The organism is Bradyrhizobium sp. WBAH42 (assembly GCF_024585265.1).
GTDB lineage: Bacteria > Pseudomonadota > Alphaproteobacteria > Rhizobiales > Xanthobacteraceae > Bradyrhizobium.
The window spans coordinates 4,747,778-4,774,627 of the sequence record NZ_CP036533.1; the positions used below are offsets into that span (position 1 = coordinate 4,747,778).

24 protein-coding genes are annotated in these 26,850 nt (G+C 64.7%); 11 read left to right on the forward strand and 13 right to left on the reverse strand.

Annotated elements, in window-relative coordinates; translation table 11 throughout:
• Positions 1-4: 4 nt before the first annotated feature.
• From DCG74_RS22060 to DCG74_RS22070, 3 genes are all read right to left on the reverse strand, one after another.
• Entirely contained in the window at positions 5-2,194 is a 2,190-nt protein-coding gene (locus DCG74_RS22060) for an RNA degradosome polyphosphate kinase (protein ID WP_172786517.1), read from the reverse strand.
• A 144-nt stretch (positions 2,195-2,338) separates the two neighbouring features.
• Complete coding sequence (locus DCG74_RS22065; protein ID WP_172786481.1) at positions 2,339-3,016, reverse strand: chromosomal replication initiator DnaA; 678 nt, start codon at positions 3,014-3,016, stop codon at positions 2,339-2,341.
• A 91-nt stretch (positions 3,017-3,107) separates the two neighbouring features.
• Positions 3,108-3,650 (reverse strand): CDP-alcohol phosphatidyltransferase family protein, encoded by a 543-nt coding sequence (locus DCG74_RS22070; protein ID WP_172786482.1) that lies wholly within the window; start codon positions 3,648-3,650, stop codon positions 3,108-3,110.
• 155 nt (positions 3,651-3,805) lie between these two features.
• Between DCG74_RS22070 and purM the strand changes: the two genes are divergently transcribed.
• Together purM and purN are read left to right on the forward strand one after the other, a co-directional pair.
• Positions 3,806-4,879 (forward strand): phosphoribosylformylglycinamidine cyclo-ligase, encoded by a 1,074-nt coding sequence (gene purM / locus DCG74_RS22075; protein ID WP_172786483.1) that lies wholly within the window; start codon positions 3,806-3,808, stop codon positions 4,877-4,879.
• Positions 4,879-5,532, forward strand: a complete 654-nt coding sequence (gene purN, locus DCG74_RS22080; protein ID WP_172786484.1) for a phosphoribosylglycinamide formyltransferase — start codon at positions 4,879-4,881, stop codon at positions 5,530-5,532. The genes purM and purN overlap by 1 nt, the downstream gene beginning before the upstream one ends.
• Positions 5,533-5,751: 219 nt before the next feature.
• On the opposite strand, the gene DCG74_RS22085 is transcribed toward purN, so the two are convergent.
• Entirely contained in the window at positions 5,752-5,958 is a 207-nt protein-coding gene (locus DCG74_RS22085) for a cold-shock protein (protein ID WP_024338088.1), read from the reverse strand.
• A 379-nt stretch (positions 5,959-6,337) separates the two neighbouring features.
• On the opposite strand from DCG74_RS22085, the gene DCG74_RS22090 reads away from it, so the two are divergent.
• Complete coding sequence (locus DCG74_RS22090; protein ID WP_172786485.1) at positions 6,338-7,495, forward strand: autotransporter outer membrane beta-barrel domain-containing protein; 1,158 nt, start codon at positions 6,338-6,340, stop codon at positions 7,493-7,495.
• Between the two features lie 18 nt (positions 7,496-7,513).
• Here the strand turns inward: DCG74_RS22090 and DCG74_RS22095 are convergent, their stop codons facing one another.
• On the reverse strand, positions 7,514-8,554 hold the full coding sequence (locus DCG74_RS22095; protein ID WP_172786486.1) for a LysR family transcriptional regulator: 1,041 nt from the start codon (positions 8,552-8,554) through the stop codon (positions 7,514-7,516).
• Between the two features lie 71 nt (positions 8,555-8,625).
• On the opposite strand from DCG74_RS22095, the gene DCG74_RS22100 reads away from it, so the two are divergent.
• The 5 genes from DCG74_RS22100 to DCG74_RS22120 all read left to right on the forward strand — a co-directional run bounded on the left by DCG74_RS22100 (position 8,626) and on the right by DCG74_RS22120 (position 12,220).
• Positions 8,626-9,243, forward strand: a complete 618-nt coding sequence (locus DCG74_RS22100; protein WP_172786487.1) for a hypothetical protein — start codon at positions 8,626-8,628, stop codon at positions 9,241-9,243.
• A complete protein-coding gene (locus DCG74_RS22105) occupies positions 9,230-9,850 on the forward strand; it encodes a GNAT family N-acetyltransferase (protein WP_172786488.1) in 621 nt (206 codons plus the stop codon). Before DCG74_RS22100 ends, DCG74_RS22105 begins: the two co-directional genes overlap by 14 nt.
• Positions 9,851-9,875: 25 nt before the next feature.
• On the forward strand, positions 9,876-10,439 hold the full coding sequence (locus DCG74_RS22110; protein ID WP_172786489.1) for an isochorismatase family protein: 564 nt from the start codon (positions 9,876-9,878) through the stop codon (positions 10,437-10,439).
• A gap of 30 nt (positions 10,440-10,469) precedes the next feature.
• On the forward strand, positions 10,470-10,640 hold the full coding sequence (locus DCG74_RS22115) for a hypothetical protein (protein ID WP_172786490.1): 171 nt from the start codon (positions 10,470-10,472) through the stop codon (positions 10,638-10,640).
• 197 nt (positions 10,641-10,837) lie between these two features.
• The gene (locus DCG74_RS22120) at positions 10,838-12,220 is read left to right on the forward strand and encodes an aspartate aminotransferase family protein (RefSeq protein WP_172786491.1); all 1,383 of its coding nucleotides are present in this window, start codon (positions 10,838-10,840) and stop codon (positions 12,218-12,220) included.
• A gap of 116 nt (positions 12,221-12,336) precedes the next feature.
• On the opposite strand, the gene rnd is transcribed toward DCG74_RS22120, so the two are convergent.
• Complete coding sequence (rnd, locus tag DCG74_RS22125; protein ID WP_172786492.1) at positions 12,337-13,485, reverse strand: ribonuclease D; 1,149 nt, start codon at positions 13,483-13,485, stop codon at positions 12,337-12,339.
• Between the two features lie 356 nt (positions 13,486-13,841).
• The gene (locus DCG74_RS22130; RefSeq protein WP_172786493.1) at positions 13,842-14,741 is read right to left on the reverse strand and encodes a LysR family transcriptional regulator; all 900 of its coding nucleotides are present in this window, start codon (positions 14,739-14,741) and stop codon (positions 13,842-13,844) included.
• A gap of 103 nt (positions 14,742-14,844) precedes the next feature.
• Between DCG74_RS22130 and DCG74_RS22135 the strand changes: the two genes are divergently transcribed.
• A complete protein-coding gene (locus DCG74_RS22135) occupies positions 14,845-15,834 on the forward strand; it encodes a zinc-dependent alcohol dehydrogenase family protein (protein WP_172786494.1) in 990 nt (329 codons plus the stop codon).
• Between the two features lie 157 nt (positions 15,835-15,991).
• On the opposite strand, the gene DCG74_RS22140 is transcribed toward DCG74_RS22135, so the two are convergent.
• Genes DCG74_RS22140 through DCG74_RS22155 form a run of 4 tightly spaced genes read right to left on the reverse strand, consistent with a single transcriptional unit; the run spans position 15,992 to position 20,007 of the window.
• Complete coding sequence (locus DCG74_RS22140) at positions 15,992-17,326, reverse strand: ABC transporter substrate-binding protein (protein WP_172786495.1); 1,335 nt, start codon at positions 17,324-17,326, stop codon at positions 15,992-15,994.
• A gap of 11 nt (positions 17,327-17,337) precedes the next feature.
• Positions 17,338-18,207, reverse strand: coding sequence for a carbohydrate ABC transporter permease (locus tag DCG74_RS22145; RefSeq protein ID WP_172786496.1), 870 nt, complete (start codon positions 18,205-18,207; stop codon positions 17,338-17,340).
• Positions 18,204-19,154: a carbohydrate ABC transporter permease gene (locus DCG74_RS22150; protein ID WP_172786497.1), complete on the reverse strand. Its 951-nt coding sequence runs from the start codon at positions 19,152-19,154 to the stop codon at positions 18,204-18,206. The genes DCG74_RS22145 and DCG74_RS22150 overlap by 4 nt, the downstream gene beginning before the upstream one ends.
• 1 nt (position 19,155) lies before the next feature.
• Positions 19,156-20,007, reverse strand: a complete 852-nt coding sequence (locus DCG74_RS22155) for a phosphodiesterase (protein ID WP_172786498.1) — start codon at positions 20,005-20,007, stop codon at positions 19,156-19,158.
• A gap of 191 nt (positions 20,008-20,198) precedes the next feature.
• On the opposite strand from DCG74_RS22155, the gene DCG74_RS22160 reads away from it, so the two are divergent.
• Positions 20,199-20,732 carry a transposase gene (locus tag DCG74_RS22160; protein WP_172786499.1) on the forward strand — a complete coding sequence of 178 codons (534 nt, stop codon included), beginning with the start codon at positions 20,199-20,201 and terminating at the stop codon, positions 20,730-20,732.
• Between the two features lie 361 nt (positions 20,733-21,093).
• Here DCG74_RS22160 and DCG74_RS22165 read toward each other — a convergent pair whose 3' ends face one another.
• Positions 21,094-22,566 carry a YdiU family protein gene (locus DCG74_RS22165; RefSeq protein ID WP_172788474.1) on the reverse strand — a complete coding sequence of 491 codons (1,473 nt, stop codon included), beginning with the start codon at positions 22,564-22,566 and terminating at the stop codon, positions 21,094-21,096.
• A gap of 197 nt (positions 22,567-22,763) precedes the next feature.
• On the opposite strand from DCG74_RS22165, the gene aspS reads away from it, so the two are divergent.
• Entirely contained in the window at positions 22,764-24,536 is a 1,773-nt protein-coding gene (gene aspS / locus DCG74_RS22170) for an aspartate--tRNA ligase (protein WP_172788475.1), read from the forward strand.
• Positions 24,537-24,674: 138 nt separating this feature from the next.
• Here aspS and DCG74_RS22175 read toward each other — a convergent pair whose 3' ends face one another.
• The gene (locus DCG74_RS22175) at positions 24,675-26,648 is read right to left on the reverse strand and encodes a hypothetical protein (protein ID WP_172788476.1); all 1,974 of its coding nucleotides are present in this window, start codon (positions 26,646-26,648) and stop codon (positions 24,675-24,677) included.
• Positions 26,649-26,850: the final 202 nt, after the last annotated feature.

A 26,850-nucleotide genomic window follows, 5' to 3' on the forward strand; every position in this document is an offset into this window, starting at 1 on the left:
CCGATCAGGATTGATGGCGTTCGTTCCGGCGCGTGAGACGACGCGGCGAGGATTCCTTGAGCGACTTTCCACGGCCAGACAGACTCGGATTCGTCATGAAGTAGTTGTGGACGTTGAAAGGCTCCTCGCCCTTCGCGGTCTTCATACGCGTTGAAGACCCATCCGGCAACAACTGCCAGCTCTGCTCATTGTCCTTCAGGTTCGCGACCATGATCTGTTCGAGAACCTGCTGATGCACCGTCGGATTTTGCAGCGGACACAGCACCTCGACGCGGCGGTCGAGGTTTCGCGGCATCATGTCGGCAGAGGAGATATACACAGCCGCTTTCGCGCTCGGCAGGCCCTGGCCCATGCCGAAGCAGTAGATTCGGCCATGTTCCAGGAAGCGGCCGATGATCGACTTGACGCGGATGTTCTCCGACAGGCCGGGAATGCCGGGCCTGAGGCAGCAGATACCGCGCACCACGAGCTCGACCTGGACGCCGGCCTGGGACGCCTCGTAGAGCGCATCGATGATGTCGGGGTCGACCAGCGCATTCATCTTCATCCAGACCGCGCCCGGACGGCCGTGCCGCGCATGCGCGGTCTCGCCCTGGATGTGCTCGATGATGCGCTTGCGCAAGGTCAGCGGCGACACGGCCATCTTTTCCAGATCGCTCGGCGCGGCATAGCCGGTGATGAAATTGAACACGCGCGCGGCATCGCGGCCGATGGTCGGGTCCGAGGTGAAGTAGGAAAGGTCGGTGTAGATGCGCGCGGTGACCGGGTGATAGTTGCCGGTGCCGGTGTGGACGTAGGTCGTCAGGCTGCCGCCCTCGCGGCGCACCACCATCGAGAGCTTTGCGTGCGTCTTCAGTTCGAGGAAGCCGTAGACGACCTGCACGCCGGCGCGTTCGAGATCGCGCGCCCAGCGGATGTTGGCTTCCTCGTCGAACCGCGCTTTCAGCTCGATCAGTGCAGTGACGGATTTGCCGGCTTCGGCCGCTTCGGCGAGCGCGCGCACGATCGGTGAGTTGTTGGAGGTGCGGTAGAGGGTCTGCTTGATCGCGACGACATCGGGGTCGCGCGTGGCCTGCTGCAGGAACTGCACGACGACGTCGAACGACTCATAGGGATGATGGACGATCAGGTCCTTCTGCCGGATCGCGGCAAAGATGTCGCCGCCATGCTCGCGCACGCGTTCGGGATGGCGCGGCACGTAAGGGGTGAATTCGAGGTCGGGGCGGTCGAGCCGGGTCAGCTGCGAGAGCTCGTTCATCGCCTGCACGCCGTCGACCAGGAACACCTCGTCGTCGGCGGCCGAGAGCGCGTGCTGCACGAAGCTGCGCAGCTCCTCCGGCATCTTGGCGTCGATCTCGAGCCGGATCACCGATCCGCGGCGGCGGCGCTTCAGCGCGGTCTCGAACAGGCGGACGAGGTCTTCGGCCTCTTCCTCGATTTCGAGCTCGGAGTCGCGAATGATCCGGAAGGCGCCATGGCCGTGCAGATTGTAGCCGGGGAACAGGCGATTGATGAATAGGGCAGTGGCCTGTTCCAGCGAGATCAGGCGCACCGTGCCCTCCGCCGGCAGGCGGATGAAGCGGTCGATCTTGCCGGGCATGCGGATCAGCGCGTTCATCTGCTTGCCGTCGGCGGCGCGCGTGAGGTGCAGCGCGATGGTGAAGCCGAGGCTCGGAATGAACGGGAAGGGGTGGGCCGGATCGATCGCCAGCGGCGTCAGCAGCGGGAACACGTTGTTGAGGAAGTAGTCCTCGATCCAGGTCCGTTCAGCCTTGGTGACGTCCTTGCCGTCGACCAGCACGATGCCGACATCGGCCAGCGTGCCGCGCAGGTCGCGCCAGATCGCCTGCTGGTCGGAGGCGAGCTGGGAGACGGTGCGGTTGATCAGCGCGAGCTGCTCGGACGGCGTCAGGCCGTCGGGGCTGCGTTCGGCAATGCCCTCGCGCACCTGGGCCTTGATGCCGGCAACGCGGACCATGAAGAACTCGTCGAGGTTATTCGCCGAAATCGACAGGAATCGCACCCGCTCCAGCACGGGGTGGCTGGGGTTGACCGATTCCTCCAGGACGCGGCGGTTGAAATGCAGCCAGGACAGCTCGCGGTTGATGAACCGCTCGGGGCTGGACGCGATTGCCGGGAGGCCCTCGGTTTCCGGGGCTTTCTCTTTGGTTTCAAGAGCTTGCGCAGAGTCCATTAGAAGTCGGTCCATCCAGTTCACCCAATTGCGACTTAAGCGCAAAATCGGCGGGAGCATGTGTTAGAGCGATGACGTTTCGATGACATTGATGTTCCGCCGCCGCCCCGCGTCAAGCCGGCTTCAGGGAGGCCTGCGAGCCGGTCAGGCGTCCCGGAGCAGCTCGGCGGCCAGTGCCCGGGTGACGGGACGGCCGAGCCGCAGGGCTTCGCTGTCGAGCAGCTCGATGGCCCGGCGGGCGGCGGCCGAGGACCGTTCCAGGCGGGTGGCGAGGTAGCCGACCACGCTCTCGTCCACATTGAGCTGGCGGTCGGCGCAGAACTTGACGATGAGGCCGCGGAACAGCTGGTCGTCGGGCAGCAGCAGCGTGACCACCGGAACGGCCCGCAGGCGCGAGCGCAGGTCGCGAAGCTCGATCTGAAGCGCGGCCGGTGCCTCGCGCCCGGTGAAGAGGACGTAGGCGCCGTCCTCGCGGCCGAGATTCATCAGGTGAAACAGGGCGCGCTCGTCGAAGTCCCCAGCCTTGAGATCCTCGACCACCAGCGCGCCGGTGGCGAGCGCGCCGGGCACGGCCGCCGCGGTCAGCGCATTGGCGGTGGTCGAACGGGCGCCAGCGTCCTCGGCCCAGATCGCGGCGAGATGGCTCTTGCCGCTGCCCTCCGGGCCCGCCAGCCACATGATCCGGTTCGGCCATTCCGGCCAGCTGTCGATCAGGCCGAGACCGGCCGCGTTGGCGGGGCCTTCGAGGAAGTTGTCCCGGCTGAGGCTCTCCGCATGCGGAAGTGCAAACGCCAATTGTCGGGGATGAACGCGGCCTGCCACGCTTGCTTTGCTCCATGCCGGCGCGCCGGCCGGTTCGAAGAGAATTCGATTTGATCGAGCGGAGATGGCCTTTACGAGGCCGCTTCCACTTTCATTTGGCCTCGATCGTGCTCATGTGCCGCAGCCACTCGACGAGATAGAGCGACACGGAGGAGAGCGTGAGGACCGTGACGAGACCCATCAGGATGATATCATAGGGCGCGGGCTTGAAGCCGAAGGCAAGCGCCGCCAGCACCAGGGCTGCGAACGCCACTTGCGCGACCGTGTTGAGCTTGGACACTTTCGACGGCTTCATCTCGACCGGCCGGTCGAACAGCCAGGACACGATCACGGCGGCGACGATCATGATGTCGCGCGAGACCACCAGGATCACGATCCAGCGCGGGATCGCGCCCCAGATGCCGAGCGCCATGTAGATCGAGACCAGCAGCGCCTTGTCGGCGAGCGGATCGAGCAGGGCGCCCAGCTCGCTCGTCATGTTGAAGCGCTTGGCCAAGAACCCGTCCACGGCATCGCTGATGCCGGCGATGAGGAAGACGGCGAACGCGACCTCCATTTGGCTCGATACGATGGCCCAGACGATGATCGGGACCAGCATGATGCGGCCCAGGGTAATGATGTTTGGAATACTCACGCAGCGCTTCCCGGCACCGGTTCTGACCTCAAATCCGGCCCGTTGCAGGCTGAACCGGTTGATATGTCTACATAGTATAGCGGGGAGCGCCATGCGAGCCATTGCGCGTCCCCGGAATTCGACGTAACCAGCCGCAAACCCACTGGAAATCGGGCATGACCGACCGCAAAAACGGCCTCACTTACGCCGATTCAGGCGTCGATATCGACGCGGGCAACCGCCTGGTCGACCTGATCAAGCCGATGGTGCGCGCCACCGCACGGCCGGGCGCCGATGCCGAGATCGGCGGCTTCGGCGGCCTGTTCGACCTCAAGGCGGCCGGCTTCAAGGATCCGGTCCTCGTGGCCGCGACCGACGGCGTCGGGACCAAGGTCAAGATCGCGATCGAGACCGGGCTGCATGGCGGCATCGGCATCGACCTCGTCGCCATGAGCGTCAACGACCTCGTGGTGCAGGGCGCCGAGCCGCTGTTTTTCCTGGACTATTTCGCCTGCGGCAAGCTCGACCCCGAGGCCACTGCGGCGATCGTCGCAGGCGTTGCAGAAGGATGCCGCGAATCCGGCTGCGCGCTGATCGGCGGGGAAACCGCCGAGATGCCCGGCCTCTACAAGGACGGCGACTACGACCTCGGCGGCTTTGCCGTCGGCGCCGCCGAGCGCGGTACGTTGTTGCCGCGAAAGGACATCGCCGCGGGCGATGCCGTGATCGGTCTCGCTTCGTCCGGCGTGCATTCCAACGGCTTCTCGCTGGTCCGCAAGATCGTCGAGCAGTCGGGCCTCAGCTTCGAGGCGCAGGCGCCGTTCGCGCCGGTGATGACGCTCGGCGGCGCGCTGCTGACGCCGACCAGGCTGTACGTCAAATCCTGCCTGCGCGTTATCCGGGAGACCGGCGCGGTGAAGGGGCTCGCCCACATCACCGGCGGCGGCTTCACCGACAACATCCCGCGCGTGCTGCCCAAGCACCTCGGCGTCGGCATCGATCTGGCACGCCTGCCGGTGCTGCCGGTGTTCAAATGGCTGGCCGCGCAGGCCGGCATAGCCGAGCTGGAAATGCTGCGCACCTTCAATTGCGGCATCGGCATGATCGCGATCGTCGAGCCCGACAAGGTCGACAAGGTGATCGAGGTCTTCACCGACGCCGGCGAGACCGTGGCGCAGCTCGGCACCGTGATTCCGGCCGAGGGCGAGCACCGCGTCGTCTATAACGGCCATCTCGACATGGCGCTGTGATGAAGCGCCGCGTCGCCATCCTGATTTCCGGGCGCGGCTCCAACATGGCCGCCTTGATCAGGGCAGCCGCTGCCGCCGATTTTCCGGCGGAGATATCGCTCGTCATCTCCAACAAGGCCGATGCGCTCGGCCTCGAACGTGCCCGGGCGGGCGGCGTGACCACGGAGGTGATCGAGAGCAAGCCGTTCGGCAAGGACCGCGCCGGCTTCGAGAAGGTGCTGCAGGCCGCGCTCGACAAGCACGGCATCGAGCTGATTTGTCTGGGCGGCTTCATGCGCCTGTTCACGGCCGAGTTCACAAAAGCCTGGTATGGGCGGATGCTCAACATCCATCCGTCGCTGCTGCCGTCGTTCGCCGGCCTCGACCCGCACGGCCAGGCCCTGCGCGCGGGCGTCAAGCTGTCCGGCGCGACGGTGCACTTCGTCATCCCCGAGACCGATGCCGGCCCGATCGTGATGCAGGGCGCGGTTCCCGTCAGCGACCACGACACTGCGGAAACGCTGTCCGAACGCATCCTCGAGGTCGAGCACCGCATCTATCCCGAGGCGCTGCGGCTGCTCGCGACCGGCAAGGTCCGGATCGAGGGCGATGTCTGCAAGACGGCGGGAAGCGCGGCGTCGGAGAATTTCTTGGTTGCGCCGGTGGTGCGCTGAAGAGCCGCCCCGTCCCGTCATTGCGAGGAGCTCTTGCGACGAAGCAATCCAGAATCGCTCCGCGGAAAGATTCTGGATTGCTTCGCTTCGCTCGCAATGACGGAATATGTGGCGCGTGCGAGCCGAACCATGAACCTACGCGCAACGGGCGAGCCCCAAACAAGATCCCCCGGCAGAGCCGGGGGCAACGTCATGATCGCTCGCTTGCCGCGAGAGACATCAGGAAACCTTGAGGTTCTCCGCGGACGACTTGCCGCGGTTCTCCACGAGGTCGAATTCAACCACCTGGTTCTCGTTGAGGGTGGAGAGTCCGGCACGCTCGACCGCGGAGATGTGGACGAACACGTCCTTGTCGCCGCCGTTCGGCTTGATGAACCCATAGCCCTTGGTCGGGTTGAACCATTTGACGGTGCCCTTTTGCGGCATCGCTCGTCTCCTCCACTAGATATAAAAAAAGACGCGGCCGCTTTTCGCGTGCCACGCCACAAACGGTCTTCCGGAAGTCTGTTCGAGTCTTGAGGCGCAATGTCGCGAAACGCACAGCCAAGCGGCCAATTCCGATTGTGACCGATATTGCAACATGAAAATCGCCGCCTAGCAAGCCACGCGGGGATTTCAAGACCAGGCCAGCTGCCTTCAAGCGCAATTTGCGACCTGTGGCAGCAGAACCACAATCAGTGCAATAGCCTTGGCCGTCATGCGCCGACCGGTTGACCCCTCGTGGCAGTTCGGCACAAATCACCGCTAGCGCCGCAGACCGTGTTGCATTTTTGCGCGCCGCCACTTCGCTACGGGATTCATGGTCATGCGCTGCGCCGCGCAGCTCTCCGGGACACGGCAGACGATCGGGCTGGACCGCGTCCGCCGGATCGCCGCTGCGCTTGCGATGGCGTTTGCGCTGGTCGTGACGATGGCGGCCGTTAGCCCGAGCTTTGCGCAAAGCCCGACGCCGACACCCACCCCGACGCCCACGCCGTCGCCGACGCCGATTCCGTCGCCGACCTCGACCAATCAGGATCAGTCAGCCGGCAACAGCGCGCTCAATCTCGGCTCGGGCTTCCTGGAACGGCTCGGCAACCAGGCATCCGGCGGCGTCAACCGGGCGTTCCGCACCAATCCGGGCGGCGGCGGTGCCTCGGCGGGCACGGAAGATCCCCGCTACCGCACCTGGTTCGAGGGCTACGGCCTCTCGGTCCGGACCGATGCGCAAGGCGATTTCGTCGGCGACAAGCGCAAGACCTTTGGCGGCGTCGCCGGTTTCGGCGCGCGGCTCGCACCCGGCGTCAACATCGGATTCTCGGTCGACCACAGCCACACCGACATCGACGTGCCGCTGGCTCTGCAATCCGCAACGCTCGACCTGACCCAGCTCGGCTTCAGCGGCTCGGTCGACAGGGGCCCGTGGACCTGGGCCTTTGCGGTGGTGCACGGCTTCGGCAAGGTCCATTCCAGCCGCGACACCGGCCTTGGCCTTGCGACCGCGGGCTATCGCGCCGCCGTCGACGGCGCGCTGACCGAGATCAGCTATTACTGGACCAAGGACCAGATGCGCATCGTGCCGAAGGGCGCGCTGGAATATGTGCGCGCCACCAGCGCCGCGTTCAGTGAGTCCGGCGGGCTCGATCCGCTCAGCGTCGGCGCGACGGCGCTCTCGCGCGCGCGCATCATGATCGGGGCGGAGATCGGCCGCCACTTCATTATCGACCAGAAGATCCTGGACCTCTCGGCCTACGGCAAGTTCGTCGACAATTTCCACCAGGACCTGGGATCCATCCAGGTCAGCCTGGGCGCCCAGAACATCATCGTTCCCGGCATCGGCGAGAGCCGTTACGGCGCGGATGCCGGTGCCTCGGCTTCGCTCAGCCTGACCAACGTGGCTCGGCTCTACGTCAATTACGACGGCAAGTTCCGCAACGAGCTCACCTCGCACCAGGGCACAATCGGCTTCGAATACAAATGGTGAGCTGACGCTCGCCTGCGTTCAGGTCGGCGCCGTCGCCACATATCCGGTCAAGCCAAAGCCCTCGCGCGCCGCCGTCATCATCGGCACCAGCGCGTTCGGATGGATGAACTCGTCGCGGAAGCAGGGATAGGTCCTGGGATCGAAGATCTTCTTCAGCCAGTCGACCACGATCTTGTGGCGCTCGGAGGTGCGAAACTCCTTGTGATAGGTGAGCCAGAGATCGGCGTGGTGGCTGACGCCGAGGTCGACGGCAACGAGCGGCGCGCCGAGCGCAGTCGACACCGTCGGCAGGAAGCCGATGCCGGCGCCGCGCTCCACCGCATAGAGCACGCCCACCGACGAATTGGTCTTGATCCCGACGATGCCCTCGAGCGACTTCAGCCCGAGCACGCGGGCATAGGCGCCGTCGTCGACCTGCGGCGCGCTCTGCTTGATGATGCGGTGGTTGTTCAATTCGGCGAGCGTTGCCGGCACGCCGTAGAGGCTTTCATATTCCTTGGAGACGAAGGGATAGATATGAAGGCGGCCGAGCCTGGCGACGATCAGATCCGGATTGGTCGGCGGCTCGAGCTGGATTGCGATGTCGGATTCGAGCCGCGCGACGTCGGCCTGCTCCATTGCGCAGCGCAGATCGACGGTGATCTTGCGGTAGGTCTTCTGGAAATCGATCAGCCGCGGCAGGATCCAGAAATTGCCGGGGCCTTCCGTCACGGCGACGCGCACGGTGCCCGAGGTGTCGTTCGATGTCCGGGCGGCGCGTCGGAAGACGTTGAAGGCGTGACGCTCCATATGCGTGACGTCGGCGATCATCGCGTTGCCTTCATCGCTGAGCGTAAGCCCGCTCTGGTCGCGCAGGAACAGCTTGCAGCCGATGCTCTCCTCGAGCCGGTCGACGCGGCGCATCAGCGTTGTGGAGGTGAGGCCGAGCTCTTCGGCGGCATTCCGAAAACTTTTATATTTTGCGCACGCTAAAAACAGCTTCAAATCATCCCAGGACGTGCCCAGGGCTTCTTCACGGTGCTGCATCATCGCAGCACCCCGGTGCAATAACTGCTGCATACTCCTGATCCCCAACCGCTAAGCTCGTCGTCATAGCGGGGCATGAAAGCCTTGAACGATAGAGGCGTGATATGAGTATGGAAAGGGGCTCGTTTGCCGCAAGACACGATTTCGATGCCCTGCCTCTGAGCCCGGACATCGACGTCCGCTGTGCGCAATTTTCCGAAATTGGGGCGCTTTCGGAGATGGCGCACCGGCTGGTGCCGGGCGTGCAGATCGGGACGGCGGAGCTTGCCAAATATTACCTTTTCGATCCCCAGAGCATCCTGACATTCAGCCGCAAAGGCAAGCTCGTCGGCGGCATGGCGTTCCTGTTCCTCAATGATCGCGGACACGACGCGCTGCTGCTCGACGAGATTTGCCTCGCTGCGCCGGAGACGCGCTATCTCGCAGCGGCGGACGACGACGTCGCCGCCATCTACATCTGGGCGATCGCGGCGACGGGCCGCGGCATCGCCGGTCTCGGCAAGGCCGCGGCGCATCTGCGGCAGATAAGGTTTCGCAGTGCGGACTGCTATGCGCAGCCGTCAACGGTGGCTGGACGCGACATCATGAAGGCGACAGGCTTTGCACCTGTTCCGAGCTTTCAACCCGACCTTTGGTGCTACGAGCGGCCCTGGCATCGACGGCCGCTGCGCATGCCGGGTGCGATCATCCAATCAAGGAGCTTTGCAGATGCACGGTACTAGGATTCCTGTCGCCACGCCCTGTTCCCGCGCCATCACCATCCGCCTCGCGCGCGACCCAAGCGATCTCATGCTGGTGACCGCCATCCGCTCGGCGGTCTATCTCGCCGAGCAGGATTGTCCGTTCGAGGAGGAGTTCGACGGCAACGACATGGTCGCCGCGCATTTCATCGGCTTCGTCGGCAACGAGCCTGCGGGCTGCCTGCGGGTGCGCTTCTTCGGCGATTTCGCCAAGGTGGAGCGGCTTGCGGTGCGTCACCAATATCGGCGCTCCCGCGTCTCCTTCAAGCTGGTGCAGGCCAGCGTCGATTATGTGAAGCGCAAGGGCTTTCGCAAGATCTACGGCCAGGCGCAGGACCGGCTGGTCGATTTCTGGGCCCATTTCGGCGCCAAGCCGCTCGGTCACAACCGCAAGATCACCTTCTCGGATTTCTCCTACACGGAGATGCTGCTGGAGGTCGAGCCGGGCCCGGACGCCATCACGCTCGACAGCGATCCCTATGTGATCATCCGTCCCGAGGGCGATTGGGACCGGCCTGGCGTGCTCGATGCGTCGGCCGGGCGGGCAGTGACCTCACCGCTGCGGGACCTCGCTCTCGCCGACCGCTGAAATAGGTGCAGCTGCGCGCAACACGATGCTGGTTTCCATGCACGATGATCCGCCGATCCTGGTCTGTGCGGATCTTCAGGTCGAGTACCTGACCCCCGGCCGCCGCCACGTCATCCGTGACGGCGATGCGACGATGGCGCGCTGCCTGGAACTTCTGACGCTGTGGCGCAGCAATCTGTGGCCGGTGATGCATCTGAAGCGCATCGCGCAGGCGGCCTGGTTCAATCCGTCATCCAGGCTGACCGATTGGATCGCAGAGGCCAGGCCACGGCCGGGCGAGATGACGTTCGAGCACCCGCTGCCGTCCGCCTACAGCTCGTCGCGGTTTGTCGGCCACATGTCCGCTATCGGCGCCATGCGCTGCATTCTGGTCGGCTTTTCCCTGGACGAGACCATCCTGGCCACCGCCGTCGAGGGGTTTCACCGCAGCCATCGCTACCATGTGATCGATGACGCCGTGGCTTGCCGGCAGCCGGGCACGGACGATGCCGCCGCCTACCGGCATGCGGTAGTGAATGTCATCGCGAATTTTGCTACAATCCAGTCCAGCGCCGAACTGATCAGAACCAGCGGCGCCGTCGCGGTGTAGGCGGCCGCGGCCGGTCGATGGGGTTGAGAATTGTCGCGGGGAGACGAGCTCAAGGAGCTGGTGAGCGATCTGTCGCATGCCGCCGAGAAGGCGCGCAGGCTGGGGCTGCCCACGACGGTCTACTTGCTCTCGATGGCGCTGATGGAGGTGAGGGAAGCCGCTGCCGCCACCGACGAAGGGGACGACGACGGCGCGGCGTGAAAGCTGCCCGGCCGGCTTCTGCGATCCGTGGTGCCGTCATGTGCGGCTTTGTGCATCCCTGCTGAGCGCTTGCCGCCGACGAATTGGCGTTGCAAGTTTCGCGTCGTGGCAATAGCCACGTACTTAAGACAAGCACTTGCCATCGAGTGATGACGCCGGCCGAGCCGGCGGCGTGACGCTTTCAAGGATCTTCGCAAATGTCCATGCTGCCCAATTCGCAAGAGGCCCGGGATGTAGCCTATCAGCTCCATCCCTACACCAATGCGCGCACCCATCAGCAGGCCGGTCCCCTGGTGATCGAGCGCGGCGAGGGGCCCTATGTCTTCGACGCGTCGGGCAAGCGCTATTTCGAAGCGATGGCGGGCCTGTGGAGCGTCGGGCTCGGCTTCAACGAGAAGCGGCTGGTCGAGGCGGCGTACAAGCAGATGCAGGCGCTGCCGTTCTACCACACCTTCTCCGCCAAATCGCACGGTCCCTCGATCGACCTCGCCGAGAAGCTGGTCGCGCTCGCGCCTGTACCGATGAGCAAGGTGTTCTTCACCAATTCGGGCTCGGAAGCGAACGACACGGTGTTGAAGCTGATCGCCTATCGCTCCAATGCGCTTGGCCAGCCCCAGCGCAAGAAGGTGATCAGCCGCCTGCGTGCCTATCACGGCGTCACCATCGCATCCGCCAGCCTGACGGGCCTGCCGAACAACCACCGCTCCTTCGACCTGCCGCTGCCGAACATCCTGCATACGGGCTCGCCGCACTTTTATAAGGACGGTGCCCCCGGCGAGAGCGAGGAAGCCTTCGCCACGCGCCGGGCCGAGGAGCTCGACGCGCTGATCCAGAAGGAGGGGCCGGATACGATCGCGGCCTTCTTCGGCGAGCCGGTGATGGGGGCGGGCGGCGTCGTCGTGCCGCCGGCGACCTACTGGGACAAGATCCAGAAGGTGCTGAAGAAGTACGACATTCTCCTGGTCGCCGACGAGGTAATCTGCGGCTTCGGCCGCACCGGCAAGATGTTCGGCTGCGAGACTTACGGCATCGAGCCGGACGCGATGGTGGTCTCCAAGCAGATCACCTCGAGCTATTTCCCGCTGTCGGCGATCATCCTGAACGACCGCATGTTCGAGCCGATCGCGGACGAGAGCAACAAGATCGGCGTGCTCGGCCACGGCTTCACCGCCGGCGGCCATCCGGTCGGCTCGGCGATTGCGCTGGAAAACCTCAAGATCATCGAGGAGCGCGGCCTTGTCGCGCACGCGGCCGAGCTCGGCGCCTATATGCAGGGCCGCTTGCGTGAGCTTACGAGCCACCCGCTGGTCGGCGAGGTCCGCGGCGTCGGCATGATCGCCGCGCTTGAGCTCGTGCTCGACAAGGGGCGCAAGACCGCCGCCAGCACGCCGGGCGCCGTCGGCGGCATCGCCAGCCGCATGCTCCAGGAGCGCGGCGTAATCTCGCGCAACATGCTCGATGCCATCGCCATCTGCCCGCCGCTGATCACGACCAAGGCTCAGATCGATGAGCTGGTCACCGCGATCTCAGGCGTGCTGAACGACATGAAGAGCGAAGTGGCGAAGCTGACGCCGGCGTAGGGGCTCTCTCCCCGTCATTGCGAGGAGCCCTTGCGACGAAGCAATCCAGACTGCCACTGCGGAAAGATTCTGGATTGCTTCGCTGCGCTCAATGACGCTGTGGAAACAGCGGCCGCCTACGCCCGCTGCACCCCGATCACGCGGCCCTTCTCGATCGCCAGCGCCAGCTCGCCGCGCTTGAGCTTCAAGGCGGCGTCGCCGAACAGCTCGCGGCGCCAGCCGCGCAAGGCGGGGACGTCGGCCTCATCGTCCGCCGCGATCTCTTCGAGATCGTCGACGGTCGCGATCACCTTGCTTGCGACTGCGTGGCGTTCGGCGGTCATCCGCAAGAGCACCTTCAAAAGCTCGACGATGGCCGCGCCGTTGGAATTGTTGCGCGGTTTCTCCAGCTTGGGCAGCTTCGTGAAGTCCCGCGCGAGCCCACGCTCGACCGCGGCGATGATGTCCGCGCCCCATTTGGACTTCTCGAACCCCTTCGGCACCGAGCGCAGATGCGCGAGCTTCTCCAGCGTGGTCGGCGCGTGGGTCGCGATGTCGGTGACGGCTTCGTCGCGCAGCACGCGGCCGCGCGGCACGTCGCGGCTCTGCGCCTCCTGCTCGCGCCAGGCCGCGACCTCCATCAGCACCGCGAGGTCCTTGGGCTTGCGGACCCGCGTCTTCAGCCGTTCCCAGGCGCGCTCGGGGTGGAAGTCATAGGTGCGGGGCGAGGTCAGGACCTCCATCTCGATGGAGACCCATTCGCTGCGGCGGCGCTTCTTCAGGTCGGCGTCGAGCGCGGCGAAGACGTCGCGCAAATGGGTGACGTCGGACACCGCGTAATGCATCTGCTCCTTGGTCAGCGGCCGGCGTGACCAGTCGGTGAAGCGGTGGGTCTTGTCCGGGCGGTGGCCGGTGACCTTCTCGACCAGCGCGTCATAGGCGATGCTGTCGCCGTAGCCGAGCACCATCGCAGCGACCTGGGTGTCGAACACCGGGTGCGGGATGATGCCCGCCTGGTGCCAGATGATCTCGATGTCCTGGCGGGCGGCGTGAAACACCTTCAGCACGCCCTCGTTGCCCATCAGCTCGAAGAACGGCTTGAGATCGATCCCCTCGGCCAGGGCGTCGATAACCACGGCTTCCTCGGCGCTGGCCATCTGCACCACGCACAGCAGCGGGTAATAAGTGGTCTCGCGCAGGAACTCGGTATCGACTGTGATGACGGGGTGCTTGGCCAGCCGGCTGCAGGCAGCCGCGAGGTCAGCGGTGGTGGTAATCAAATCCATGAACGGCCCATGACACTGAATACAGCCGTTCTGCCGAAAGTGCTGTGATGTCAAGGGGCTCTAAGCGAATTCGAGCCTTGCATCGGGCCGGAATCGACCCTTTCCGACCAAATTCCTATTCGTAACGGACCCGCTGCGAGGGTTTTCGCGCGCAGGGCAGCGCCACCACGATCACGCACATGGCGACCAGCGCCAGTCCCAGGAACTCGAAAACCAACAGATCCACGGCGAAATATCTCCAGAAACATGGATAGATTTGTCGGGGCTGCGTTGAGGGTCTGTTAATTGCGATGGTTACCGGCGGCGGGCCGGGAGCGGATGGTGGATGGAGGGTTAATGGCGCGCCGCAGCCATGGTCACGCCATCAGCTTCGGCAGGCCGGCCGCGAGTATGTCCACGGCCGCGCGCACCTTCGGCGGCAGCCGGGGCGAGCGCGGCCAGAGCGCGTGGCACTCGTAGAGGAATTGCGGCTGACTGCTGAAGAGACTGACGAGCGCACCAGTGTCGAGGCGCTCGCGGACCAGCCAATAGGGTAGCCACGCGAGGCCCATGCCTTGCGCCGCGGCATCGGCAATCGCCTCCAGATCGTCGAACCTCAGCCGGCCCGATGGCATGATCTCGCGCGGAATGCCGCCCTCCTGCGGAAACAGCCACGGCCGGACACGCCCCGAGCCGCGATAGATGATCGCTTGATGGTTGGCGAGATCGTCGAGCGATTTCGGCTTGCCGCTCGTGCGCAAATACGACCGCGCACCACACACCACCATGCGCTGGCTTGCGATGCGCCGCGCGATCAGACCGGACTGGTCGTCGAGATCGCCGGTGCGGATTGCCAGATCGTAGCCGGCCTCGACGATGTCGGCGATCGGATCGCCGAACGAGAGGTCGAGCTCGAGATGCGAATGTTTCCGCGCCAGCCTCATCAACAAGGGCGCGATGCAGTGCCGTCCCAGCAGGGCCGGCATGGTCACACGCAGTCGGCCGCGCGGCTCCGACAACTGGTCGGCAACGACGCTATCTGCGGCTTCGGCCTCGCTCAGCACCGCGCGGCAGCGTTCGTAATAGGCCTGGCCGGCGTCGGTCAGGCTCTGGCGCCGCGTGGTGCGGTTGAGGAGCCGTGCACCGAGGCGTTCTTCGAGGAAACGGACGTGCTTGCCCACCATCGGCCCCGACATCTCCAGGGCGTCGGCCGCGGCCGCAAAAGAGCCGAGGTCGACGGCCCTGACGAACACGGCCATGCTGGTCAGGCGGTCCATGATTGAAAACTCCTGGTTTCGACGGTTCAGTTGTTTGAGCGATTTATTCCTTTCGCGCGGACCGGCATAGCTCCCTTCGGTTCAACTGTTTTGGAGTGCATCCATGGCCCGCGCCGTTCGCTTTCATCACCATGGTGGTCCCGACGTGTTGCGCATCGAGACCGTCGATGTCCCGCCGCCGGCATCGGGCGAGGTGCAGATTAGGGTCAGGGCACTCGGCCTCAACCGCGCCGAGGCCCTGTTGCGAAGGGGGACCTATATCGAGCGCGCGACTTTTCCGTCGGGGCTGGGCCTAGAGGTGGCAGGCATCGTCGAAGCGGTCGGGGATGATGTGACCAGCTTTGTGCCAGGAGATGTCGTGAGCATCGTGCCGCCTCTGTCGATGGTGCGATGGCCGGCCTATGCCGAGCTCGCGACGTTTCCGGCCGAACTCGTCGTGAAACATCCGCCGGAGCTCGGCTTCGAAACGGCGGCTGCCGTGTGGATGCAGTATCTGACGGCCTACGGCGCTTTGGTTGATATCGCCCGACTTGGCCGAGGCGACGTCGTTGCCATCACCGCGGCATCCAGCAGCGTCGGAATCGCGGCCATTCAGATTGCGAACCGGGTCGGCGCGACGGCGGTCGCGCTGACACGGACCTCGGCCAAGAGTGGGCCTTTGCTTGATGCCGGCGCTGCCCATGTCGTCGCCTCGGACGAAGACGATATTCGGGCGCGGCTGGAGGCGATCGCCGGATCAAACGGGGTCCGCGTCGTCTTCGACGCCGTCGGCGGTCCCGCGTTCGAGCCGCTGACCGCGGCGATGTCGCCGGGCGGAATCCTGATCGAATACGGCGGATTGAGCTCCGAGCCGACGCCGTTTCCGCTTCTCAACGTGTTGACCAAGAGCCTGGTGTTGCGCGGCTACCTCGTACACGAGATCACCCGCGATCCCGTGCGCCTTGCGCAGGCAAAGGCGTTCATTCTCGACGGGCTGTCGGATCGCACGTTGCAGCCGGTCATCGCCAGGACGTTCCGGTTCGAGGACATCGTCGAAGCGCATCGCTTCCTGGAGTCGAACGATCAGTTCGGCAAGATCGTGGTGACGATCTGATGAAGCGCTTTTCGGGAGCCAAGGCTCCGTAGGGTGGGCAAAGCGAAGCGTGCCCACCATCTATCGACAGAGTTGAGCGGTAGATGGTGGGCACGGCGCTGTGCGCCTCTGCCCACCCTACGAGATTTGCGTCTTTGGCTTGGAGCTGCAAAGCCCCTTACGGCAGCTTCAGCGAAGTCTCCGCGTTGTACGGCTTCAGCGTCTCGTCGGCGGCCTTCTGGGCGGCGGCGAGGGCTTCCTTCGGCTGCTTCTTGCCGTTGAGGACCAGCATCACCTCGTCCTCGAGGTTCTTGCGGACCGGCACGGTCTTGTAGGTCGCAAACCACGGCTTGGCGACGTCGAGCTGCTCGACGGCGGTCTTGGCGTCCGGGTTCTTGCCCAGGAATTCGACCATCTCCGGCGTCTTGTAGGCGGCCATGTTCGGCGCGAAATAGCCGGTGGCGCGGCTCCACCAGCCGCTCTTTTCCGGCGAGGTCATCCACTTGATCAGCGTCCAGGCGGCCTTCTGCTTGTCGGCCTCGAGGCCGGCCGGCATGATCAGCGAGGCGCCGCCGATCGGCACCGCGTTGCGGACGTTGCGCGGAATGAAGGCGACCTTGTAGGCGAACTTGGCGTTGTCGCGCACGTAGGTGAGCGAGCCCGTCGACAGCATCATCATCGCGGCATTGCCTGAGATGAAGGAGGTGCTGACGGCAGGGCCGGGCGTGGCGCCGGGCGTATGCACCTTGTGCTTATAGATCAGGTCGTTCCACCAGGAGAGCGCGCCCAGCATCGAGGGCGTGTCGTAATAGACCTCGCCGCCGAACTCCTCGTTGTAGTAGCGCCCGCCATTGCTCATGGTGAGCGTTTCCATCATCCAGCCGCAATAGTCGTAGGCGCAGGGGATCGCGATGCCCCATTGGGTCACCTTGTCGCCCTCGCGCTTGGTCAGCTTCTTGGCCCAGTCGGTGAGCTCGGCCCAGGTCTGCGGCGGCTTGCTCGGATCGAGGCCGGCTTCCTTGGCCTTGTCGGCGTTGATGTAGAGCAGCGGCGTCGAATTGTGGAACGGCACGCCGTAGACCGAGCGGTTGATCACCGCGTTGCCTTGCAGCGCCGGGAAGAACTGGCCGAGGAACTGCTCCTTGGTGATGCCGTCCGCCTTGATCAGCGCATCGAGGTTGGTGAGCTCGTTCTCGATCTGCATGTCGAGCAGGAAGTTCGCCGACATGATCACGGCTGCCGGCGGCTTGCCGGCCTTGATCGCGGCGCGCGTCTTGATCAGCGTGTCGTCGTAGGAGCCGGTGTAGACCGCGGTCGCCTTGACGTCGGGATGGGTCTCGTTGAACTCCTTGATCAAGGTGCCCATGTCGCGGGCGAGCTTGCCGTCGACGGGGACGGGGAAGAACAGGTCGACCTCGGTCGGACCTTCGCCGGCGAGAGCCGGAAAGGCGAGGGCGCCTGCCATTGAGCCGGCCATGGCGAGGCCAAGCACGATCCTGCGGGAGAACAGCATCGGAAAATCTCCTATTTGATGCCTGAGGTGACGAAAGAGCTAATGAAGCGTTTCTGGAAGATCAGGAAGGCGACGAGCAGCGGCGCGATCACCATCAGCGTGCCCGCGGCGATGGTGCCCCAGGCCTGCGTGCCTTCGGCGGTCTTGGTGAAGACGGAGAGGCCGACCGTGAGCGGCCGCTTGTCCGGCGAATTGATCACCATCAGCGGCCACAGGAAGTCGTTCCAGTGGCTGGTCACGGAGATGATGGCGAAGGCCGAGAAGCTCGGCATCGACAGCGGCACGTAGATGTGGCGGATGCGCTGGAACAGGCCGGCGCCGTCGATCAGGGCGGCGTCTTCCAGCTCGGTCGGAATGGCTTCGAACGCCTGGCGCATCAGGAAAGTGCCGAAGGCCGAGGCGAAGAACGGCATCATCACGCCGGTGAGCGTGTCATAGAGCCCGAGCTGCGCCACCAGCGACAGGTTCGGCACGATCAGCAGCACCGGCACCAGCATCAGCTGCATCAGGAACAAATAGAAGATCAGCGTCTTGCCGGCGAATTCCAGGCGCGCGAAGGCAAAGCCGGCCAGCGTGATCGTGACGAACTGCACCAAGAGGATGCCGGTGCAGATGATCGTGGTGTTGATCGTGTAGCGCGGGAAATCGCCGATCTCCCAGGCATCCCTGATATTGTCGAGCGTCGGCTTCAGGCTCGGCATCAGTTCGGCCATCGTGTTGATGCCGTCGGAGGCCGGGCGCAGCGTCGCAACGCCCATCCACAGGAACGGGATGAGCCAGACCATCGCGAGCAGCACTGTCAGCGCAAAGCCGAGCTTGGGCGTGATCTCGCCGCGGGTGGCGAGCGGGGCGTCCTTCCACAGCGTATCGATCAGCTTCATGGCCCGCCCTCGCGGTTGGCCATCGTGCGGAAGGACAGCGCGGTGAGGCCCATCAGCGCGGCGAGCGTCAGCAGCGTTGCCGCCGAGGCCTTGCCGATGTCGTAATGCTCGACCGCCTGCTGGTAGATGTAGAACAGCACGAGGTTGGTCGCGTTGGACGGCCCGCCCTGGGTCATAACGAAGACGTGGTCGACCTGCGTCACCGCATTCAGCGTGGCGATGACGGTGACGAACAGCAAGGTGGGCTTGAGCTCCGGCAGGATGATGTGGCGCAGGCGCATGTAAGGCCCGGCCCCATCGAGATGCGCCGCCTCCATCACATCCTCGGGCACGGCCTGAAGGCCGGCGAGGAAAAACAGCATGTAATAGCCGGCATTCTTCCAGATCGTGATGACCATGATCGCGGTGAGCGCGATGTCGGGGTCGCCGAGCCAGTTCGGCAGCACCGGCAGCAGCCGGCCGATGTAATAATCGAGCAGGCCGACATTGGGCAGGAAGATGAACAGGAACAGCGCGGAGGCCGCGACCATCGGGATCAGCACCGGCAGGAACAGCGCGGCGCGCAGTGCGCTGTTCACGGCGCGGGTGCGTGACAGCGCCAGCGCGAACAACAGCGCAAGCGCGATGCTCGGCACCGCCGTGCCGAGGGCGTAGATCAAATTGTTGACGACGGCGCCGGTGAAGGCGGGGTCGGCGAGCACGGCGCTGATATTGTCGAGGCCGACGAAACGCACCGGCGCCTTGGGCGTGGCGCGCTGATAGAGCGCGTCGATGAGGACGCGTCCCATCGCGCCATAGGTGAACAGCGCGAGGAAGACCAGCGAGGGCAACAGCAGCAGATAGGCCGGCAGCGAGGTCTTGAAGCGCTCCATGAACCGCTTCAGGACGTTGAGACGCGGTGCCGCCGACGTCGCGACCGGGAGAGCCGCGGGTTCAGCGAGGCTCATCTCATCGCGCCGGGAAATTGAGTGCATAGTCGCGGCCGTCCACTCCTGCCGGTGGTTCGAAGGGGAAGCGCAGACTTTCGTCGAGGAAATCGTGGCTGTGCACGACGAGGTTCTCGTCGTCGATCAGCACGACGCCATAGGCCGGCGGCTCGTGGCTGGCGAGATGCTCGCTGGCCGCAACGTCGAGCTCGAACCAGACCTGGTGGTTGGTGCCGCGCAACGTCGAGAACGGGATCTTGCCGTAGCTGCCGAAGATCGGCCGGTGCACATGGCCGAAGAAGAGATGGCGGATGCGCGCGCGATAGGGCGCTATCACCTCGGCGAACTCGGCGCTCTGCTTCAGCGCGATCTCGTCCATGGCGTGGACGCCGACCGGGAAGGGCGGATGGTGCATGAACACGACGAATTCTTGCTCGGCGGGGGCGGCCGCGAGCGTATTCGCCAGCCAGCCGAGGCGCTTTGCGCACATCTCGCCGGCATGGCTGGTCTCGTCCAGCGTGTCCAGGAAGACGAACAGGCCATGTTCGGTGGTGCGCGTGCCCTGCACGAAGCCGTTGGCATCGCGCGGCGCGGCCTTCAGCGCGTCGAGGCAGATGACGCGCTTGTCGTGATTGCCGACCATCGCGATGTAGGGAATCTTCAGCGCCGCCATCGCCTCGGCGAAGTTGGCGTAGGACTCAGCCTCGCCCCAATGGGTGAGGTCGCCGGTCACGACGGCGAACGCAGCGTCGGACTGGTGCTTGTTGATGTCGGCAATCGCCGCATCCAGCCGGGCGCGCGGATCGAGCCCGTAGAGCGTCAAGCCGGGGTTCGCGAGGTGCGTGTCGGTGAGGTGGATGAACTTGAAGGGCATGGCGCGCCTAAATCGGGACGGTTGGAGGATGGCGCCTCCGGCAAGACGGCGCTGTCAGCCCGTTAGAGCGCGTGTGTTTCAGTTTGATGACAGCGGTTCCCGTGTCCACAAGCGCCCGTGTCGTAGGGTGGATTGGCCGAAGGCGTAATCCACCACTGTGAGCCAACCTCAAGTTGTGCTATCGATGGTTGATGCCTGACTATCGCCGCGCATTCATCCCCGGAGGACGCTGGTTCTTTACCGTGAACTTGCTTGATCGGCGGAAATCTCTTTTGACCGAGGAGATCGAGAGCTTGCTGGACGCAGTCGCCGCAACCCGCCGGAGCTATCCTTTCGAGATCGATGCTTTCGTGGTCCTGCCGGATCATCTCCACGCGATCTGGAAGCTGCCGCCGGGCGATGCCAATTTTTCTGTGCGTTGGCGATTGATCAAGGCACGGTTCGTCAAAGCACTCCCGGCGACCGAGCGTCGGAGTGCAGTCCGTGCCGCGCGCAACGAACGCGGTATCTGGCAACGCCGGTTCTGGGAGCATGTCATTCGCGATGAGGCCGACTTCGCTCGCCATGTCGAGTATTGCTACTACAATCCCGTCAAGCACGGGCACGTGTCGAAGGTTTGCGACTGGCCGTACTCGTCGTTTCATCGCGACGTGCGGGCGGGATTGTTTCCGGAGGATTGGGGCGGGGGCGTCAGGATCGCAGGCGAGTTCGGTGAGAGGGCATGATCAGCGTCAGTCTGTAGGGTGGATTAGTGAAGCGTAATCCACCTCTTCACTTTCTGCTCGGTGGGAATGTGGTGGATTACGCCTTCGGCTAATCCACCCTGTACCCTTGTGGGGTTCGTGGCGGCCTTCGGATGTAGACTGGCCGTCCGGGCCGATCCGCCGGGAGCAGCCTTGTCCACCTGTGCCTCGAGCACCGACGTAGGAACCGCGCCCCGGCGGACAAGGGCATCGTCTCGCAAAAGCATAGATAACCAACAGCCTGACGCCGCCGGCTTCCCCCATCAAGGGGCGATACCACCCCTTGATGCCGAAGCCGAAACAAAACGAATTGGCTCACAGGCTCTACGCACCGAGTTTGTCGCTACGTCCCGCAGAACGTCTGCAGCACCCGCTGGTCCGGCAGCGGCGGATCGGCGTAGGCCGCATACTCTGGCTGATCCTCGTAGGGTCTCGCCAGCACCTTCACCAACTCCTCGAACGGCGCGTAATCGTCGTCGTTCACGGCGGCCTGGATCACGGCCTCGACGCGGTGGTTGCGCGGGATGAACATGGGATTGACCGCGTGCATGGCCGCTTGCCGCTCGGCGGCGCCTTGCGGCTCCAGCGCGATGCGCGCGCGCCAGCGGCCGGCCCATTCGTCGAAGGCTGCGGGCTCCATGAACTGGGCGCGCACGTCCGCAGCCTCCTCACCGGCGGCATCACCCAGCTTGCGGAAGGTGAGGGTGAAGTCGGCCTGGTTCTTGGCCATGGCATCCAGCAGGTCCTGGATCAGCGCTTCGTCGCCGTCACGCTCGGTGAACAGGCCGACCTTTTTGCGCAGGCCGGCCTGATAGGCGGCGCTGAACTGATCGGAGAACGCGCCGAGGATGTCCTGGGCTTCGGCGACCGCCTTCTCCTGCTCGTCCGAAAACAGCGGCAGCAGGCATTCGGCGAGGCGCGTCAGATTCCACAGGCCGATGCGCGGCTGGTTGGCATAGGCGTAGCGGCCCATCTCGTCGATCGAGGAAAAGACCTGCGCCGGGTTGTAGGCGTCCATGAAAGCGCAAGGGCCGTAGTCGATGGTCTCGCCCGAGATCGAGCTGTTGTCGGTGTTCATCACGCCATGGATGAAGCCGACCAGCAGCCAGCGCGCGATGAGCTCGGCCTGGCGCCCGACGACTGCGGCGAGCAGGTCGTGATAGGGCCGCTCCGCATGCAGCAGGTCCGGGTAGTGTCGCGCGATGACGTGATCGGCGAGCCGGCGGATCGCCTCGGTGTCGCGGCGGACGGCGAAGAACTGGAAAGTGCCGACGCGGATGTGGCTGGCGGCGACGCGGGTCAGCACCGCGCCGGGCAGCGCGGTCTCGCGGATGACGTGCTCGCCGGTGACCACCGCGGCGAGCGAGCGCGTGGTCGGGACGCCCAGCGCATACATGGCTTCGCTGACGATGTATTCGCGTAACACCGGCCCGAGCGCCGCGCGGCCATCGCCGCGGCGGGAGAACGGGGTGGGGCCCGAGCCCTTGAGCTGGATGTCGCGGCGGACGCCGTCCTTGTCGATGACCTCGCCGAGCAGGATGGCGCGGCCGTCGCCGAGCTGCGGCACGAACTGCCCGAACTGGTGGCCGGCATAGGCCATGGCAATGGGATCCGCTCCGGCGGGAACCGTCTTGCCGGCCAGGATCTCGGCACCATCCGAGGTCTCCAGCCGATCAGGATCCAGCCCGAGCTGGACCGCCAGCGGCCGGTTCAGCTTGATCAACCGGGGGGCGGCGACCGGGGTCGGCGCGACGCGCGCGAAGAAGTTTTCCGGCAGCGCCGAATAGGAGTTCTGGAAGGGGAAATGCACCGTCATGACCTCAAGATAGGGCTGGAACGGGCATCGGCAAAGGCTCCGGGCCCGATAAGCCAAAAATGGGCCCCTGAGGTCCAAATCAGGGCGTTCCCTTGGTTGCCGCCCCCGTCCTCCCGGGGTAAACCCTGCCGCAACTTCGGACCGGCCATCACGGGCCGTCCGATTCGTTTCCTTCAGACATCGATTTTGGGACGACCATGCATCGCTACCGGTCACATACATGCGGCGCGCTCCGCGAGAGCAACATCGGCGAGACCATCCGCCTCTCCGGCTGGGTCCATCGCGTCCGCGACCATGGCGGCGTACTGTTCATCGATTTGCGCGACCATTACGGCCTGACCCAGTGCGTGGTCGATCCGGACTCGCCGGCTTTCTCGCTGGCCGAAAAGCTGCGCTCGGAATTCGTGGTCAAGATGGACGGCAAGGTCCGCCGCCGCCCCGAAGGCACCGACAACGATGATCTGCCGACCGGCAAGGTCGAGGTCTATGTCAGCGAGATCGAGGTGCTGGGACCGGCCGGCGACCTGCCGCTGCCTGTGTTCGGCGACCAGGAATATCCCGAAGACATCCGCCTGAAGTACCGCTTCCTCGACCTGCGTCGTGAGAAGCTGCACCAGAACATCATGACCCGCGTCGAGATCATCAAGTCGATGCGCCGGCGCATGGAGGGGCAGGGCTTCTTCGAGTTCAACACCCCGATCCTGACCGCGTCCTCGCCGGAGGGCGCACGCGACTTCCTCGTCCCGTCGCGCATCCATCCCGGCAAGTTCTACGCGCTGCCGCAGGCGCCGCAGCAGTACAAGCAGCTGCTGATGATGTCGGGCTTCGACCGCTATTTCCAGATCGCGCCCTGCTTCCGCGACGAGGACCCGCGCGCCGACCGTCTGCCCGGCGAGTTCTACCAGCTCGACGTCGAGATGAGCTTTGTCACGCAGGAAGACGTCTTTGCGGCGATGGAGCCGGTGATCACGGGCATCTTTGAAGAGTTTGCCAAGGGCAAGCCCGTCACCAAGGGCTGGCGCCGCATTCCGTTCGCCGAGGCGCTGCGCAAGTACGGCAGCGACAAGCCGGACCTGCGCAACCCGATCGAGATGCAGGACGTCTCCGAGCATTTCCGCGGCTCCGGCTTCAAGGTCTTCGCGCGCATGCTCGAAGATCCCAAGAACCAGGTCTGGGCGATCCCGGCACCGGGCGGCGGGAGCCGCGCCTTTTGCGACCGCATGAACTCGTGGGCGCAAGGCGAGGGCCAGCCCGGCCTCGGCTACATCATGTGGCGCGAAGGCGGCGAGGGCGCCGGTCCCCTTGCGAACAACATTGGGCCCGAGCGCACCGCCGCGATCCGCGCACAGCTCGGCGTCAAGGAAGGCGATGCCGCCTTCTTCGTCGCCGGCGATCCCGACAAGTTCTGGAAGTTCTCAGGGCTTGCCCGCAACAAGGTCGGCGAGGAATTGAACCTCACCGACAAGGAGCGGTTCGAGCTCGCCTGGATCGTCGACTTCCCGATGTACGAGTACAACGAGGACGACAAGAAGGTCGACTTCTCGCACAACCCGTTCTCGATGCCGCAGGGCGGCCTGGAGGCGCTGAAGTCGCAGGATCCGCTGACCATCAAGGCGTTCCAGTACGACATCACCTGCAACGGCTACGAGATCGCCTCGGGCGGCATCCGCAACCATGTGCCCGAAGCCATGGTGAAGGCGTTCGAGATCGCAGGTTACGGCGAGCAGGAAGTGGTCGAGCGTTTCGGCGGCATGTACCGCGCCTTCCAGTACGGCGCGCCGCCACATGGCGGCATGGCCGCGGGCGTCGACCGCATCGTGATGCTGCTCTGCGGCACCACCAATCTGCGCGAGATCTCGCTGTTCCCGATGAACCAGCAGGCCATGGACCTCTTGATGGGCGCCCCGTCGGAAGCCACGACAAAGCAGCTCCGCGAGCTGCACATCCGGGTGAACCTGCCGCAGAAGTGAAGCTCTTACCTCTCCCTGCTTGTCCCGCCGAAGCTTCAGCGAAGGCGGATGCAGGGAGAGGCCACGCCCTCTCCACATCGTCATTGCGAGCGCAGCGAAGAAATCCAGAATCTTTCCGCGGAGGGCTGCGCTTCTCTCCTACAGCCCCGTCGAGGCCTCGATCCTGAACTGCGCCAGCGCGATGATCGGTTCGTGGTCGAGGACATCGACCAGCTGAAGCACCGGCAGCTTGCCGAGCGGTGTCAGCCTGATGCTCAGCGTTTGCCCTGAGGTCTCGACGAAACCGGCGAGTGCATCGACCGCGACCTTGGCATCGAGATTGGAGGCCGCGATCTTCTCGCCCTGGGCCCGGATCATCGCGACGATGGCGCTGCGCGCGGCGTCGCGGCTGACATTCTGCATGCGCGCGAACTGGGCCACGACCAGATCGACCACGCCGCGATCGCGCAAGGAGAGCTCGATGGCGCCGGTCTCGACCTGCGCCAACTGCTCCATAGCCTCGGACGGGTCCGTCGTGGTGAAGAGGTCGCGCGGCACCTTGGCAAGGGCCACGCTCAGCTGCGCCTTGGCGAGGTTGCCGAGATCGAGCGTGGCGGGGGCGAGCGCGAACGCGCCCGACGATTCCGTCCAGGCCGCGCCGAGATCGAGGTCGATCGCGAGCTTGTCCACGCCTGCCACGATCAGCGGCTGCAGCGCAGGATTGGCGGGATCGGTCGGCGTGACCATCTTCACGACTAGGCTGGCCCTGCTCGGGATCGATCCGACCAGCTGGCCCCAGTTCATGCTGATCGTGTCGATGGTGATGGGCTGCCGCGCGTTGTTATGGGGAGCCACCACGCCCTTGATCTCGGCGCCTTCGAGCACCCGGAACAGGCCCAGCATCTGATCGGGCGAGGGCGGCTGACCGTGCTTGCTGAGGCCGGCCGCCCAGCGCATCAGGTTTGCCGCGCTGAACGATTTCAGCGCGAAGCGCTCCATCTTGAACTGCCCTTGCGGAGACGGCGTGTCGACGCCTTCGACTGCGAATTCGCCGTCGTTATATCTGACCGCCTTGATCCTGGCCGTTCCCTGTGGAAGGCCCATCGACGTCGCGCCGATTTCGATCCGACCAATGCGAAGACCCTCATAGAATCCGGCGAGCTTCTCCATCATCTCGCGCGATTGCGCGGCGGTCGCGACGACCGACCGGTCCGTCGGCATAAGTGCAACGATCTCGGCCGGCCGGAATTTGGAGGGCTGCACCGCGATGTCCTCGAAATTGATCCCGTCGATCTCCATCCGTAGGCCCTGGGTCGATTTGAGCACATAACGGCCGGCCGAAATCTGCCGATAGATGCGGTGATGGCTGTCGTCGCCGGCCTTCTGCGGGTCGAGCGCCGCGGCGACCGCGGTCGCGTCGAAATCGTTGATGATGATGTTGGAGAGGTCGCCGGTCAGCTTGTCCTGCTTGCCCGGCTGCGGCACGTCGATGGTGAAGACGGCGCGATCGGCCTTCATCGCCTCTACCTTGCCGCGCTTGAGAGTCTGGACCGCCAGCCCGGAATAGGTGATTTCGCCGCTTCCAGCGGCGCTGCCGCTCGCGTCGAAGGTCATCGTCAGCGTCGGAGCCGTGACGGATGATGCCGTGATGCTCGAATATTGTTTGAGCACATAGCGATAAATGTCGATCAGGGAGCGGTCCGTCGGCGGATTGCCGCCGCGAATGGGGCCGGCATAGTCCCGCAGAGTGAGCTGCGGGATCTTGTAGGATGCCTTCAGCTTCGCGGCGCCGACCTGGTCCAGGGCGACTTCGAAACCGCCGACCTCGATGATGTCGGCCGAGAAGCTGGTATCGTCGATCAGGCGAACGCCGGTACCCTTGATGCCAGTAATCTTGATCTGCGCTTGCGGCTGGCCGGCGGGGGTGATGGCGATGTCCTCGATCGTCAGCGTCCGGGTCGCGAGCTCGAAGGTGATCTTGCCATGGCTCGCCTTGCCGCCGCCCGAGCGGATCTGCTCGAACGCCGCCTCGACCTCGCTGGTCGCCCGATGCTGGACATAGAGGTTGAAGCCAAACCATCCGCCCGCGCCGAGCACGGCTGCCACGATCAGGCCGAACAGGATTCGCTTCATTCCCAGCTCCAGTTGCTCATTTTGCACCGCGCAACCTGCCATATTCAGAAAAAGTCGCGCGGTCCAGGGAAAGCTATGCTTTTCAAATATTTGACGGCGCGCCCTGTTGATGGGGGCGCAATCGGATGTTGCCACCGAGGCGCCCGGCGTGCTTCATCGCCCTTCCATGACCCGGAAATACGGTTCGCTTGGACAGCAGCCC

What these genes read in the sequence shown, in the direction of transcription:
- DCG74_RS22060 (WP_172786517.1), bottom strand. Translation starts at nt 2,194, where the DNA reads ATGGACTCTGCGCAAGCTCTTGAAACCAAAGAGAAAGCCCCGGAAACC.
- purM (WP_172786483.1), top strand. Translation starts at nt 3,806, where the DNA reads ATGACCGACCGCAAAAACGGCCTCACTTACGCCGATTCAGGCGTCGAT.
- purN (WP_172786484.1), top strand. Translation starts at nt 4,879, where the DNA reads ATGAAGCGCCGCGTCGCCATCCTGATTTCCGGGCGCGGCTCCAACATG.
- DCG74_RS22085 (WP_024338088.1), bottom strand. Translation starts at nt 5,958, where the DNA reads ATGCCGCAAAAGGGCACCGTCAAATGGTTCAACCCGACCAAGGGCTAT.
- DCG74_RS22090 (WP_172786485.1), top strand. Translation starts at nt 6,338, where the DNA reads ATGCGCTGCGCCGCGCAGCTCTCCGGGACACGGCAGACGATCGGGCTG.
- DCG74_RS22095 (WP_172786486.1), bottom strand. Translation starts at nt 8,554, where the DNA reads ATGCAGCAGTTATTGCACCGGGGTGCTGCGATGATGCAGCACCGTGAA.
- DCG74_RS22100 (WP_172786487.1), top strand. Translation starts at nt 8,626, where the DNA reads ATGAGTATGGAAAGGGGCTCGTTTGCCGCAAGACACGATTTCGATGCC.
- DCG74_RS22105 (WP_172786488.1), top strand. Translation starts at nt 9,230, where the DNA reads ATGCACGGTACTAGGATTCCTGTCGCCACGCCCTGTTCCCGCGCCATC.
- DCG74_RS22110 (WP_172786489.1), top strand. Translation starts at nt 9,876, where the DNA reads ATGCTGGTTTCCATGCACGATGATCCGCCGATCCTGGTCTGTGCGGAT.
- DCG74_RS22120 (WP_172786491.1), top strand. Translation starts at nt 10,838, where the DNA reads ATGTCCATGCTGCCCAATTCGCAAGAGGCCCGGGATGTAGCCTATCAG.
- rnd (WP_172786492.1), bottom strand. Translation starts at nt 13,485, where the DNA reads ATGGATTTGATTACCACCACCGCTGACCTCGCGGCTGCCTGCAGCCGG.
- DCG74_RS22130 (WP_172786493.1), bottom strand. Translation starts at nt 14,741, where the DNA reads ATGGACCGCCTGACCAGCATGGCCGTGTTCGTCAGGGCCGTCGACCTC.
- DCG74_RS22135 (WP_172786494.1), top strand. Translation starts at nt 14,845, where the DNA reads ATGGCCCGCGCCGTTCGCTTTCATCACCATGGTGGTCCCGACGTGTTG.
- DCG74_RS22140 (WP_172786495.1), bottom strand. Translation starts at nt 17,326, where the DNA reads ATGCTGTTCTCCCGCAGGATCGTGCTTGGCCTCGCCATGGCCGGCTCA.
- DCG74_RS22145 (WP_172786496.1), bottom strand. Translation starts at nt 18,207, where the DNA reads ATGAAGCTGATCGATACGCTGTGGAAGGACGCCCCGCTCGCCACCCGC.
- DCG74_RS22150 (WP_172786497.1), bottom strand. Translation starts at nt 19,154, where the DNA reads ATGAGCCTCGCTGAACCCGCGGCTCTCCCGGTCGCGACGTCGGCGGCA.
- DCG74_RS22155 (WP_172786498.1), bottom strand. Translation starts at nt 20,007, where the DNA reads ATGCCCTTCAAGTTCATCCACCTCACCGACACGCACCTCGCGAACCCC.
- DCG74_RS22160 (WP_172786499.1), top strand. Translation starts at nt 20,199, where the DNA reads ATGCCTGACTATCGCCGCGCATTCATCCCCGGAGGACGCTGGTTCTTT.
- DCG74_RS22165 (WP_172788474.1), bottom strand. Translation starts at nt 22,566, where the DNA reads ATGACGGTGCATTTCCCCTTCCAGAACTCCTATTCGGCGCTGCCGGAA.
- aspS (WP_172788475.1), top strand. Translation starts at nt 22,764, where the DNA reads ATGCATCGCTACCGGTCACATACATGCGGCGCGCTCCGCGAGAGCAAC.
- DCG74_RS22175 (WP_172788476.1), bottom strand. Translation starts at nt 26,648, where the DNA reads ATGAAGCGAATCCTGTTCGGCCTGATCGTGGCAGCCGTGCTCGGCGCG.